The organism is Mariniluteicoccus flavus (assembly GCF_054776655.1).
In genome coordinates, this window is the sequence record NZ_BAAHBN010000007.1 from 125,261 (window position 1) to 137,945 (window position 12,685).

Genomic DNA, 12,685 nt, shown 5'->3' on the forward strand with positions numbered 1-12,685 from the left:
TAGGGTCATGCCCATGTCGAAGCCCTTCATCGCCGCGCGTGTCGAGGACAAGCTGAACCGCCAGATCGACCAGACCGTCCGCGGGCGGGGGTGGAAGGAGCGCGTCATCGGCTACACGGGCTATGGCTCGTCCAAGTTCGTCCGGGTGCTGGGCCGCGTCATCCTGACGCCGCCGGAACCCGACGCGACCACGCGCCCCGAGGCGCCCATGACCCTGCTCGAGCGCCGGGGGTGGCGCAACTTCGTGACGGCCCCGGCGATCAACCAGTCCGTCACCTGCACGGTCAACGGCACCGACTACGAGGTCGTGACCGACCGCAACGGCTACATCGACCTGCGCCTCCCGGCCCGGGGCCTCCAGCCCGGCTGGCAGGAGATCACGCTGCAGGCCGGCGGGTCCGACCCGGTCCAGGTGCCGATGCAGATCATCGACCCCGAGCAGGAGTGGGGCCTGGTCTCCGACATCGACGACACGGTCATCACGACCTCGCTCCCCCGTCCGCTCGTCGCGGCCTGGAACACGTTCGTCCTCGAGGAGAACGCGCGCCAGGCGGTCCCCGGCATGGCCGAGTTGTACGCCGACCTCCTCGCCGACCATCCCGACGCCCCGGTGGTGTATGTCTCCACCGGCGCCTGGAACACGGCCCCGACGCTGCAGCGCTTCTTCCGCCACCACGACTACCCGCGCGGCTGCATGCTGCTGACCGACTGGGGCCCCACGAACTCCGGCTGGTTCCGCTCGGGCCAGGAGCACAAGCGCATGTGCCTGCGCGACCTCGCCATCGACTTCCCGAAGGTCAAGTGGATCCTCATCGGCGACGACGGCCAGCACGATCCCGCCCTGTACGGCGAGTTCGCCGAGGCCCACCCCGACCGCGTCCGCGTGATCGGCATCCGCCAGTTGACCCCGGGCGAGCAGGTGCTCGCCCACGGCACGCTCGCCTCGCTCGACCAGGAGGACAAGGCCGCGCGTGACCCGGAGGTCCCGGAAGTGCGCGCGCCTGACGGCCAGGGGCTCCAGCCCCTGCTGCGGGACGCCATCGCGCAGCGCGGCTGAACCACCCCTTCACGTTCGCGAGCGAGCGCAGCGCGTCGAAGCGCCTGGCCGTGCGACTGAACTAGCGGTGCGTGGGGCCGCCCCACGGCGGGGTGTGGCGTACGCGGGGCCGCCGCAGGGAGTCGACGACGGCCCAGCCGAGGAAGCCCAACAGCCCGGCCGCCCCGACGCCGATCGCCACCCACTCGCCCACCGTGCGGTCGAACAGGCCCGGCTCCTGGGCGGCGGCGTTGATGCCCGTACGCAGGTCGTTGGCATCGCGCCAGGTCACGGTCGTGCCGTCGACCGTGCTGCTGCCGCTGTGGCTGACGACCTTCCCGCGGAAGGTGACCTTGAGCTCGAACTGCTCGATGCCGCGTACGGGCCCGGACTTCGGGCCCTCGGGGTCGAGCTGTTCGAGCATGCCCTCACCGAACGAGAAGTGCTGCTTGCCGTCCTGGTGATAGATGGCGATGCCTGCCTGGCCGAGCCGGCGCTGGTTGGCGTCGCCCCGGATGCGGCAGCCGACGCGGCCGGCCTCGGCGTACTCGGTCTTCACCGGCCGGAAGAACTGGCCGAACCGGCGGTTGTCCGCACACTTCGCCTTCACGGCCTCGATGCCCTTCGCGTTCGCCGGGTCGTCCGGGACGCTGAAGTCATAGTTCATCGACACCGAGTCGTCGGCGTTGACCGTCACCGAACCGGTGAACCGGGTGCAGCCGGTGGCAAGTGCCATCACGAGCACCAGCAGGAGGATCGCCGAGCGGCGACGGGCCGTGCGCATGCCCCCAACCTAGGACACGCGGGGCCGCCATCCCGCATCAGCGCGCCCGCAGGCGGGAGACTGGCGGCTGCACAGCACCTGACCGAGAGAATGAGGCATGGCTCGACGCACCGACGTGGTGGATGACGACTTCACCGAGAAGATCATCGACATCGACGTGTCGTCGGAGATGCAGACCTCGTTCCTCGAGTACGCGTACTCGGTCATCTACGCCCGGGCCCTGCCCGACGCCCGCGACGGGCTGAAGCCGGTGCAGCGCCGCATCCTGTTCTCGATGGACGAGATGAGCCTGCGCCCCGACCGCGGCCACGTGAAGTCGTCGCGCGTCGTCGGCCAGGTCATGGGCCTCTACCACCCCCACGGCGACACCGCGATCTATGACGCGCTGGTCCGCATGGCTCAGGACTGGAGCCTGCGCCTGCCCGTGATCGACGGCCACGGCAACTTCGGCTCGCCGGACGCCGGACCGGCCGCGATGCGCTACACCGAGTGCCGCCTGGCCCCCGCCGCGCTGGCGATGACCGACGAGCTCGGCCAGGACACCGTCGACTTCAAGCCGAACTACGACGGCAAGGAGTCCGAGCCCGTCGTCCTCCCGGCGGCGTTCCCCAACCTGCTGGTGAACGGCGCGACCGGCATCGCGGTCGGCATGGCGACCAACATCCCGCCCCACAACCTCATCGAGGTCGTCCAGGCGCTGCGCCACCTGCTGAAGCACCCGAACGCCCAGCTCGACACCCTGATGAAGTTCATCCCGGGTCCCGACCTGCCGACCGGCGGCAAGATCATCGGTCTCGACGGCATCAAGGACGCGTACGCGACCGGCCGCGGCTCGTTCAAGATCCGCGCCACCACGCGCATCGAGCAGGTCTCGCCGCGCCGCAAGGGCATCGTGGTGACCGAGCTGCCCTACACGATCGGCCCCGAGAAGGTCATCGAGCAGATCAAGGACGCGGTCGGCAAGAAGAAGCTCCAGGGCATCGCCGATGTCAAGGACCTGTCCGACCTCGACACCGGAACCCACCTCCAGATCGAGATCAAGAACGGGTTCAACCCCGAGGCCGTGCTGCAGCAGCTCTACAAGCTGACGAAGCTCGAGGACTCGTTCGGCATCAACAACGTCGCCCTGGTGGAGGGCCAGCCCCGCACGCTGTCGCTCCGCGACCTGCTGACGGTCTATCTCGACCACCGGCTCGAGGTCACGCTGCGGCGCACGACGTTCGACCGCGACAAGGCCGTCGACCGGCTCCACCTGGTCGAGGGCCTGCTCATCGCGATCCTCGACATCGACGACGTCATCGCGATCATCCGCCAGTCCGACGACGTGGCCACGGCGCGGGCGAAGCTGATCGAGGTGTTCGAGCTCAGCGAGGTGCAGGCCAACTACATCCTCGACATGCAGCTGCGGCGCCTGACGAAGTTCTCGCGGCTCGAGCTGGAGTCGGAGCGCGACGACCTCGCCAAGCGGATCGCCGCCCTCAACGAGATCATCGACAACGACGATCGCCTGCGCGGTGTGGTGAACGAGGAGTTGGCGGAGATCGCGCGCCGGTTCGGTACGCCGCGGCGCACGGTGCTGCTGGAGTCGTCGGGCGCCGTGGCCTCCGCGGCGCCGCTCGAGGTCGCCGACGACCCCTGTTGGGTGATGCTGTCGGCGACCGGACTGATCGCCCGCGTCGACACCTCGGCCCCGCTGCCCGACCGCGCCGCCCGCGCCCGCCACGACGTCATCACGTCGGTGATCCGCTGCACGGCGCGCGGCGACTTCGGCGTGGTCACGTCGCGCGGGCGGCTGCTGCGGCTGGGGGCCATCGATCTGCCCAACGTGCCGCTCACGGCCAACGCGCCCAATCTCCAGGGCGGGACGCCGCTGGCCGAGCTCGTCGGCCTCGAGAAGAACGAGCGCATCCTCTGCCTCACGACGCTGTCGGAGGACTCGCTCGGGCTCGCGCTCGGCACCGCGACGGGCGTGGTCAAGCGCGTCCGCCCCGAGACGCTCGGCCGCGACGAGTGGGACGTGATCACCCTTGCTGACAAGGATTCCGTGGTCGGCGCGCTCGAACTGACCGACGAGTCGGTCGAGCTGGTCTTCGTCACCACCGACGCCCAGCTCCTCCACTTCCCGGCCTCGGGCGTCCGCCCCCAGGGTCGCGCCGGCGGCGGCATCGCGGGCGTGAAGCTCGGCGCCGGGGCCGAGGTGCTGTTCTTCGGCGCCGCGCCCGCGTCCGGCTCGGTCGTGGTCACCGTCGCGGGCGGCTCCGATTCGTTGCCCGGCACCGATTCCGGCACGGTCAAGGTGACGGGCTTCGACCAGTTCCCCGGCAAGGGCCGCGCCACGGGCGGCGTCCGCTGCCACCGGTTCCTCAAGGGCGAGGACCGGCTCCAGGTCGCGTGGGCCGGTCCCGCGCCGGCCATCGCGGGGGCCGCCAACGGCTCGGCGGTCGAGCTGCCCGAGCCCGACCAGCGCCGCGACGGCGCCGGCGTGCTCGGCACCCAGCCGATCGCGGCGATCGGCCACTGACGGCCGGATTTCCCACCAAGCCAAGAAAGGACGGCGGCCGCCCGAACGGGCGACCGCCGTCGTTCTCTTGTGCTGCTTGCTCAGCGGCCGGTCTTGGCGAGGCCGCCCTCGCTGTCCTTCGGCGGGCGCGTGGCCGACGGCGCGGGCGACGAGGGCGTCGTCACCGAGGGTGCGGCCGTGGGCACCGGCGTACGCGTGGGCGAACCGGAGGGTGCCGGGGAGCCCGGCGTACCGGTCGGGGTCACCGACGGTGCCGGAGTGACGGACGGTGCCGGCGTACGCGTCGGGGTCGGCGTACGCGTCGGGGTCGGCGTCGCGGTCGGCGCGACGACCACGGCGCGGGCCGTCAGCCACTGCGTGGCGTCGAGCACGTGGTCGACCATGCGCGTCTCGCCGACACACCCGCGCCAGCCGTTGTCGACCTTGTCGACGCTGTTGAAGTTCGCGCCGAGCGTCCACACGCTGTTCACGCCGGTCTCGATGCCGGCGAGCCCGCTGACCGACCGCAACATCGGGGCGCCGTCGAGGAACAGCGTGGTCTCCCTGGTCTTGGGGTCATTGGTGACCGCGACGTGGATCCACTTGCCTGGGTCGAGGTCGCCCGACCACGCCGAGCCGTCTCCGACCTCGGACCGCGTGCGGACGGCCGACATGAACGAGAACTGCACCTCGCGCAGGTTCGAGATCGCGACGGCCATGGGCGGCTCGCCGCCCTCGATCTGGTCGAGCGGGGTGATGGCGGCGCGGTCGCCGGAGCGGCCGGCGGCCACCATCCAGCGGTTGGCATGGGGCGTGAATCCCTTGTCCACCTTGATGAAAGTCTCGAAGGTGTAGCCCTGGGTGAACCGGCGCTCGTTGATCACGGGCCCGACGGCCGTGGAGAACCAGCTGGCCCGGTTGCCGTTGCGCGTGGCGTTGGGGAAGCACACCGAGCCGCCGTCGGACGACAGCCGGTGGTGGTCGGTCGAATAGGTGACGTCGCCGACGGTGCCGGTGGCGCCGTGCAGGCCGACCTTCGCGCGCGTCATGTCGGCGCCCTCGACGACGTCGAGGATGCGGCCGCCCTCGGGGATCGTGTCGCCGTCGGCCAGGCGACGGCCCGCGACGATCTTCTCGGGGTCGATGCGCCAGTGGGCGGCGGTGCCGGTGACCCTGGCGTAGTCGTCCCGGCCCTTCGGGAGCGCCGGCGGGGCGACGACCGGATCGGTGAACTGCTTGCGGATGTCGGAGCGCAGCTTGGCCGTCAGCGACGGCTGGTCGGCGGCGCCGGCGGCGAGGCCGGCGAAGCGGGCGCGGAAGTCGAACGGGATCGAGTAGCTGTCACCCTTCTCGTCGGGCAGGGCGCGGTCGAACTGCGGCAGCAGCGTCGCCGTCGGCTTCTTCAGGACCCACGGCGAGAAGGCCGTGCCGGTGATGCGGTTGTTGGTCAGGTCGAACTCGACGAGGCCCATCTGGCCGTTGCCGCCGGCGTACGCCATCTGGTAGTCCGTCAGCGCCTGCACGACCGGCTTGCCGCTCGCGTTGTTCTTCACGCGCTGCACGGCGCCGTGGTGGTGGCCGTTGAGCCCGCGCCTTGGGAAAGGTCTCCAGGTAGTTGTTGTCGGAGCCGAGGTCGTGGTTGCCGGCCAGCACGCTGTAGGGCATGTTCGCGTCCTCGAGCACCGCCATGTCCTTCGAGGCGACCTGCCACCGCCCCGGCTTGTCGGACTGGTCGACGAGGTCGCCGAGGTGGGTGGTGAAGGCGATGTTGTAGTCCTGGCGGTGCTTGACCAGCCACTCGGTCTGGGCGGCCCAGGGCTCGGAACCCCAACGCGGCGTGTATTTGTCGCCGACGAGCGGATCGGCGTACCGGGCATAGAACTGGGTGTCGGGGATGACCGCGAGCGTGAAACGCGACGCGTTCCCCTTCGCGGTGGGATCGCTCGTGAAGTCGTCGTACGCGTGGGCCGCCGGCACCAGGCTGAAGGCCAGGACAAGGCCGAGCAGCCCCGCGCCGAGGCGGGTGGGGAGGGACATGGGTTCTCCAAAGGGGGGTCGGGAGGTCTGACCTCGCAAAAGTAGGACGATTGACCGACCCGTGGGCCGCAGTCGGGTGACGAGCGGATGAACGGGTCGTGTCTCCTTGCCCGGGTTCGGCGTACGCGGACCTGCCCCGGCCACTAATCTGGGCCCCATGTCCGCCTTCGACGACCTCCTGGCCGCCAATCGCACGTACGCCGAGACCTTCACCGACGGGGGTTTCGACGGCATCGCGCGGGCCGGCGTCGCGGTCCTGACCTGCATGGACTCGCGCATCGAGCCCCTCGGCATGCTCGGGCTCCACCTCGGTGACGCCAAGATCCTGCGTACGCCGGGTGGCCGCATCACTCCGGACGCCATGGTCGGCTGCATCCTGTCGGTGCACCTGCTGAACGTCGACCGCATCATGATCGTCCCCCACACCCGCTGCGCGATGGCGTCGGGCGACGACGGCTCCATCGCCGACAAGGTGCAGGACGCGACGGGCGTCGACATCCATGGCATGGTGCTCGGCACGACGCCGGACCAGCGCGCCGGCCTGTCCTATGACGTACGCCGGCTGCGTACGCACCCCCTGCTCCAGGGAACCAGCGTGGAGATCGGCGGGTTCTTGTACGACGTCGACACGGGGCTGCTGGAGCAGGTGCTCTGACGGTCAGCTGACCGCGAGATCGTCCAGCACCAGGTCCATGTTGATCGCGATCCCTGCGGTCGATCCCTCGCCCGCGGCCGTGATCACCTGGGCGCGCGCATTGGTCGAGTTCCCCGCCGCGAACAGCCAGGGCACGGTGGTGCGTTGCTGGTCGTCGGTCACCACGAGGCCGAACTGGTCGCGCTCGGGCTCGATCCCGGCGAGGAATCCGTCCCGCGCCTCCGGCGGGGGAAACAGGAAGGCGGCGTCGCAGGGCACCTCGCGACCCTCGACCACCACGCCCCGGAGGCGGTCGTCGGCGACCGCGAGTTCGCGGATCCCCCCGGGCACGACCTCGACGCCTCGACGCCGGAGCTGGTCGCGCTGTTCATCGGTCAGGTCGAGTTCATGGCTGAGCAACGTGACGCGCGGGCTCCACTGCGGCAGGAGCAGCGCCTGGTGGGCCGCCATCGGGTGGGTGCCGAGCACGACCAGTCGCTGGTCGCGGACCTCATAGCCATGGCAATAGGGGCAGTGCAGCACGTCGCGACCCCACCGCTCCGCGACCCCCGGGAGGTCGGGCAGCCGGTCGCGGAGCCCGGTGGCGAGGAGTACGCGGCGGCCGCACAAGCGTACGCCGCCCTCGGTGCGGACGGTCCGGTCCGCGTCCAGCGCGACGACCCGATCGTCGACGACCTCGCCGCCGAAGCCGAGGAACTCCTCGCGGCCCAGCCGCAGGAGCTCCTGCGGCGGAACGCCGTCGCGGCTCAGGAAGCCGCGGGCGTGCGCGGCGGGCGAGTTGCGCGGCTCGCCCGAATCCACCACGACGACCCCACGCCGGGCGCGGGCCAGGAGGATGCCTGCGGTGAGCCCGGCCGCTCCCCCGCCGATGATGACGACGTCATGGGTGTGGGTGGCGGTCATGGCTGCTCCTGGAGTGGGACGGTGATGTCTCCACAGTAGCCTAGGTGAAAATGTTTTTCATTAAAGTGGGCGGTTGACCGAGCACGATCGGAGAAGTCGCCGGCGTACGCCCGCCCCTAGCGTTGCTGTCACCGGAACATCCCGGCACCGAAAGGATCACGCATCATGGCTCTCCAGCTCGCCCCCTACGTCCACTTCCCCAACAACGACTGTGCCGCCGCGTTCGCCTTCTACGGCAGCGTCTTCGACGCCCAGCCGACGATCCTGCGCGGGAGCGACATGCAGGCCGAAGGCATGGACCCGAACATGGTCATGCACGCCGAGCTGAAGCTGGGCGACGGCGCCACACTCTATGGCTCCGACGACTGCATGGGTCAGAAGATCAAGCCCCAGGGCTTCGAGGCCTGCATCTTCACCGACGACGAGGAGCAGGGCCGCCGCTGGTTCGCGGGCCTGTCGGAGGGCGCCGAGATCCACCTGCCGATCGACACGAAGGAGTGGGGCGACGTGTACGGCCAACTGACCGACCGCTTCGGCCTGACCTGGGCGATCAACGTCAACCAGAGGTGAAGGCACACGTTTGAGTCCCGAAAGGTCGTTCGAGTCGGTTCGAACAGCCTCAAACCACCTTTCGGGACTCAAACGCCGAAACGCGGGCCCGGGTTCGCGAACGCTCCTGCACTTGGCGAGTCGAAATTGCGTTGGAGAACGTTGCACCGTTCGCGAGGACAACCAGCGCTCGCCAACTGCAGGACGGTTCGCCAAGGTGACGGACCCCTGCTCCTCGTCTCGCTGGCGCTCGCTCGGAGAACGTCGGGGGCTCGTCTCGCGGGCGCTCGCCCGGAGAGGGTCCCTCGGCCCGCCACGCCTGGGACTCGCGCGCCCGGTCTCTGGAGGACCGATGAGCGACATGGCCCCGCGAACCGACAGGAACCTCAGCGCCCACGCCCGGCCGCGTCGCGAAGAGTGTCCGAAGACACCGGATTGTGCGCGCGAGGCCGTACGCGTCGCGGAGCGACGCAATCCAACCCCGCGCGCGAGGCCCTACGCGTCGCGGAGCGACGCAATCCAACTCCGCGTGCGAGGCCGTACGCGTCGCGGAGCGACGCAATTAGCTGGCTACGCGTCGATCTGCTCCGCGTCGATCTGGTACGCCCCGTCCACGATGAACTCCTTGCGCGGGGCCACCTCGTTGCCCATCAACATCTCGAACGTCGCCTCCGCCGCGGCCGCGTCGTCGACCGTGATGCGCCGCAGCGTGCGGTGCATCGGCGACATGGTCGTCTCCTTCAGCTGGTCGGCGTCCATCTCGCCCAATCCCTTGTAGCGCTGGGGTTCCTTGAAGTTCTGGCCCTTCTTCTGCAGCATCGCCGCCGTGCGCTGATATTCGGCGTCGGAGTAGGTGTAGATGTATTTGTCGAGACCCTTCTTCGGGTTCACCAACTCGAAGCGGTGCAGCGGCGGGACGGCGGTGTAGACCCGGCCCGCCTCGACCAGCGGCCTCATGTAGCGGAAGAACAGCGTCGCCAGCAGACAGCGGATGTGGGCGCCGTCGGAGTCGGCGTCGGCCATGAAGATGACCTTGCCGTAGCGCGACGCGTCGAGCTCGAAGGTCCGCCCCGAGCCGGCGCCGACGACCTGGATGATCTGGCCGCACTCGACGTTCTTCAGCATGTCGCCGACCGACGCCTTCTGGACGTTGAGGATCTTGCCGCGGATCGGCAGCAGCGCCTGGAACTCGGAGTTCCGCGCGCGCTGTGCGGTGCCGAGCGCCGAGTCGCCCTCCACGATGAACAGCTCGCAGCGCTCGACGTCGTTGGAGCGGCAGTCCTTCAGCTTCGCCGGCAGCGTCGAGCTCTCCAGCGCGTTCTTCCGCCGCTGGGCCTCCTTGTGCTGACGGGCCTGGACCCGCGTACGCGAGGCCGAGACGACCTTCTCCAGCACGGTGCGGGCCTGAGCCTTGGTGGCCTGTTTCGTCGAGCTCAGGAATTCGCCCAGCTCGCGCTCGACGATCTTCGCGACGATGCGCGAGGCCGCGGGCGTGCCGAGCACCTCCTTGGTCTGGCCCTCGAACTGGGGCTCGGCCAGGCGTACGGTCACGACCGACGTGAGGCCCTCGAGGGCGTCCTCCTTGGTGATCTCCTCGCCCGACTTCAGCAGGCGGGTGCCCTCCAGCACCTTCGACAGCGACTTCGCGACGGCGCGCTCATAGCCGTTGACGTGCGTACCGCCCTTCGGCGTCGCGATGATGTTGACGAACGAGCGGGTCGTCGTGTCATAGCCGTTGCCCCAGCGCAGCGCGATGTCGACCTCGAGCGTGCGGTCGACGTCGGTCGGCGTCAGCGCACCCGAGTCGTCCAGCATCGGGACGGTCTCGGTGAACTCGTCGGAACCCTGCAGGCGCACCACGTCGGTCAGCGGCGCGTCGGGCGCGAGGAACTCACAGAACTCCGCGATGCCGCCGTCGTGGCGGTGGATCTCCTCGACGACCTCGTCGCCGCGCTCGTCCCGCACGACCAGTGCCAGCCCAGGCACGAGGAACGACGTCTGGCGCGCGCGCTCGGTCAGCTTGGTCAGCGACAGTTCGGCGTCGGCGAGGAAGACCTGGCGGTCGGGCCAGTAGGTCACGCGCGTGCCGGTCACCCCGCGCTTGGCGCGTCCGACCTTGGCGAGGCCCGCGCCCGGCGTGAACGCCGCGTCCGGCCCGGGGCCGTCGAACGTGCCCGGCACGCCGCGGCGGAACGACATCGCGTACGTCGCTCCCCCACGGTCGACCTCCACGTCGAGGCGACTGGAGAGCGCGTTGACGACCGACGCACCGACGCCGTGCAGGCCTCCGGTCGCGTTGTAGGACCCCGAGCCGAACTTGCCGCCGCCGTGCAGCTTGGTGAACACGACCTCGACGCCCGACAGGCCGGTGCCGGGGTGGACGTCGACGGGAATGCCGCGGGCCTGGTCGGCCACGTGGATCGACCCGTCGGACCGCAGGGCGACGAAGATCTCGGTGCCGAACCCGCTCAGGGCCTCGTCGACGGCGTTGTCGATGATCTCCCACAGGCAGTGCATGAGGCCGCGGGTGTCGGTCGACCCGATATACATCGCCGGGCGCTTGCGTACGGCTTCGAGGCCTTCGAGCACGAGCAGGTGGCGGGCCTCGTAGTCATGGCCGCCGGCGGCCTTGTTGGCCTGCTTCTTGCCGGTCGCTCGGGTCGGGGCGGAGTTCGCTGCTTCTGACACCCGCGAAGGGTAACCGGCGGACCCCGTGCGCGGTGGGACGCGCGCCGGGGACCAGACGATGCGTACGCGGTCCTCAGCCACCCGGCGGGACCCGGAAGGTGACACCCCCGGAACACGCTGGACTTCGCCCGCTTCGCGGGTACTCTCGACACAACTCAACCGACGCGGCAGGCCGGGAACAAACTCCCGGGCCCACCTGTTGTTCAGGGTGAGACACCTACCGGGTGAACCCAGAAAGAGAGGCCCACGTGACCACCACCGTCATCGACTCCAGCCTGACCAGTGCTGATCGCTGCGACCGCTGCGGCGCGCAGGCCTACGTCCGCGTCGTCATGGAGAGCGGCTTCGAGCTGCTCTTCTGCAACCACCACTCGAAGCAACACAGCGACAAGCTCCGTCAGGTCGCCCTGAAGATCCAGGACGAGTCCGAGAAACTCGTCTGAATCACACGCACGAGGTGCCCCGCGCTCGCTGAGCGCGGGGCACCTCTGTGTTTGGGGGCCGTTCGCCGAGAACGCACGCCGCACCGATCACCAGCGCTCGGCGATCGCCGTCAGGGTCGCGTGCTTGGTCTCCTCGGCGTAGGTCGAGCCGGTCAACATCAGCTCCTGGACGCCGATGCGCTCACAGAACGCACGCAGGCGGTCCACGACCTCCTGGGTCTCGCCGACGAACTTGATCGCCGGCAACTGCTCGAGCAGCGCGAGGTCGAGCTCGGTCCACTCGCGCTCCGCGGCCTTCTCGGGCGTCGTGACGGGCTTCGGCTCGTTGGTGCGGAGGCTGAGCGCCGAGACCCGTGCCGGACCGGCCAGGAACTCCGCTTCGTCAGCGGTGTCGGCGACCAGCGCCGACGTGCACACCATCGCGTGGGGTTCGGCGAGCGTCGGGGACGGGGTGAAGTGGGCGCGATAGCTGTCCATCACGGCGACCGGGTCCATCTGGCCGAAGTGGTGGGCGTAGCAGTAGCGCAGGCCCAACATGCCGGCGAGCTGGGCCGCGTACCCCGACGAGCCGAGCAGCCAGACCTCCGGGAACGACGTGGCGACCGGGGTCGCGGCGAGCTGGGCGGCCATCGGGGCCTCGAGCCGGTTGTCGCCCAGCCAGGCCATGACCTCGAGCACGTGCTGGGGGAACTCCTGGACGCCGAGCTGGCCGCCGTCGCGGCGCAGGGCGCGGGCGGTCACCTGGTCGGTGCCGGGCGCGCGGCCGATGCCGAGGTCGATGCGGCCGGGGTGCAGCGCCTCGAGCAGCGCGAACTGCTCGGCCACGACGTACGGGGCGTGGTTGGGCAGCATCACGCCGCCCGACCCGACCTTGATGCGGTCGGTCGCGGCGGCGAGGGCGGCCATCAGGACCGCGGGGTTGGTCGACGCGATCTGCGGCATGTTGTGGTGCTCGGCCACCCAGAAGCGCGCGAAGCCGAGCCGGTCGGCGTGCTGCGCGGTGCGGAGCGTACGCCCGAGCGCGTCGCCGCTGGTCCCCCCTTCGGTCACCATCGCGAGGTCCAGGACGGAGAGAGGGATCGTCATGGCA

Annotated in this window: 11 protein-coding genes; 5 read left to right on the forward strand and 6 right to left on the reverse strand. The window is 69.9% G+C overall.

What is annotated here, in order from left to right:
• The first annotated feature begins 13 nt into the window (after positions 1-13).
• Positions 14-1,057 (forward strand): App1 family protein, encoded by a 1,044-nt coding sequence (locus ACYVAG_RS12890; RefSeq protein WP_460770245.1) that lies wholly within the window; start codon positions 14-16, stop codon positions 1,055-1,057.
• A 61-nt stretch (positions 1,058-1,118) separates the two neighbouring features.
• Here ACYVAG_RS12890 and ACYVAG_RS12895 read toward each other — a convergent pair whose 3' ends face one another.
• Positions 1,119-1,820: an LppM family (lipo)protein gene (locus ACYVAG_RS12895; RefSeq protein ID WP_460770246.1), complete on the reverse strand. Its 702-nt coding sequence runs from the start codon at positions 1,818-1,820 to the stop codon at positions 1,119-1,121.
• A gap of 97 nt (positions 1,821-1,917) precedes the next feature.
• Here ACYVAG_RS12895 and ACYVAG_RS12900 point away from each other — a divergent pair, with 97 nt between their 5' ends.
• The gene (locus ACYVAG_RS12900) at positions 1,918-4,341 is read left to right on the forward strand and encodes a DNA gyrase/topoisomerase IV subunit A (RefSeq protein WP_460770248.1); all 2,424 of its coding nucleotides are present in this window, start codon (positions 1,918-1,920) and stop codon (positions 4,339-4,341) included.
• An 80-nt stretch (positions 4,342-4,421) separates the two neighbouring features.
• Here ACYVAG_RS12900 and ACYVAG_RS12905 read toward each other — a convergent pair whose 3' ends face one another.
• Positions 4,422-5,369, reverse strand: coding sequence for a LamG-like jellyroll fold domain-containing protein (locus ACYVAG_RS12905; protein WP_460770290.1), 948 nt, complete (start codon positions 5,367-5,369; stop codon positions 4,422-4,424).
• A gap of 292 nt (positions 5,370-5,661) precedes the next feature.
• Entirely contained in the window at positions 5,662-6,357 is a 696-nt protein-coding gene (locus ACYVAG_RS12910) for a metallophosphoesterase (protein ID WP_460770250.1), read from the reverse strand.
• 157 nt (positions 6,358-6,514) lie between these two features.
• Between ACYVAG_RS12910 and ACYVAG_RS12915 the strand changes: the two genes are divergently transcribed.
• Positions 6,515-7,012, forward strand: a complete 498-nt coding sequence (locus ACYVAG_RS12915) for a beta-class carbonic anhydrase (protein ID WP_460770251.1) — start codon at positions 6,515-6,517, stop codon at positions 7,010-7,012.
• Between the two features lie 3 nt (positions 7,013-7,015).
• Here ACYVAG_RS12915 and ACYVAG_RS12920 read toward each other — a convergent pair whose 3' ends face one another.
• Positions 7,016-7,915: an NAD(P)/FAD-dependent oxidoreductase gene (locus ACYVAG_RS12920; protein WP_460770253.1), complete on the reverse strand. Its 900-nt coding sequence runs from the start codon at positions 7,913-7,915 to the stop codon at positions 7,016-7,018.
• Positions 7,916-8,080: 165 nt separating this feature from the next.
• Between ACYVAG_RS12920 and ACYVAG_RS12925 the strand changes: the two genes are divergently transcribed.
• A complete protein-coding gene (locus tag ACYVAG_RS12925) occupies positions 8,081-8,485 on the forward strand; it encodes a VOC family protein (protein ID WP_460770255.1) in 405 nt (134 codons plus the stop codon).
• A 549-nt stretch (positions 8,486-9,034) separates the two neighbouring features.
• Here the strand turns inward: ACYVAG_RS12925 and ACYVAG_RS12930 are convergent.
• Positions 9,035-11,152 carry a DNA gyrase/topoisomerase IV subunit B gene (locus tag ACYVAG_RS12930; RefSeq protein ID WP_460770256.1) on the reverse strand — a complete coding sequence of 706 codons (2,118 nt, stop codon included), beginning with the start codon at positions 11,150-11,152 and terminating at the stop codon, positions 9,035-9,037.
• Between the two features lie 248 nt (positions 11,153-11,400).
• On the opposite strand from ACYVAG_RS12930, the gene ACYVAG_RS12935 reads away from it, so the two are divergent.
• Positions 11,401-11,595: a DUF7455 domain-containing protein gene (locus tag ACYVAG_RS12935; protein ID WP_460770258.1), complete on the forward strand. Its 195-nt coding sequence runs from the start codon at positions 11,401-11,403 to the stop codon at positions 11,593-11,595.
• 87 nt (positions 11,596-11,682) lie between these two features.
• Here ACYVAG_RS12935 and ACYVAG_RS12940 read toward each other — a convergent pair whose 3' ends face one another.
• Entirely contained in the window at positions 11,683-12,681 is a 999-nt protein-coding gene (locus tag ACYVAG_RS12940; RefSeq protein WP_460770260.1) for an LLM class flavin-dependent oxidoreductase, read from the reverse strand.
• Positions 12,682-12,685: the final 4 nt, after the last annotated feature.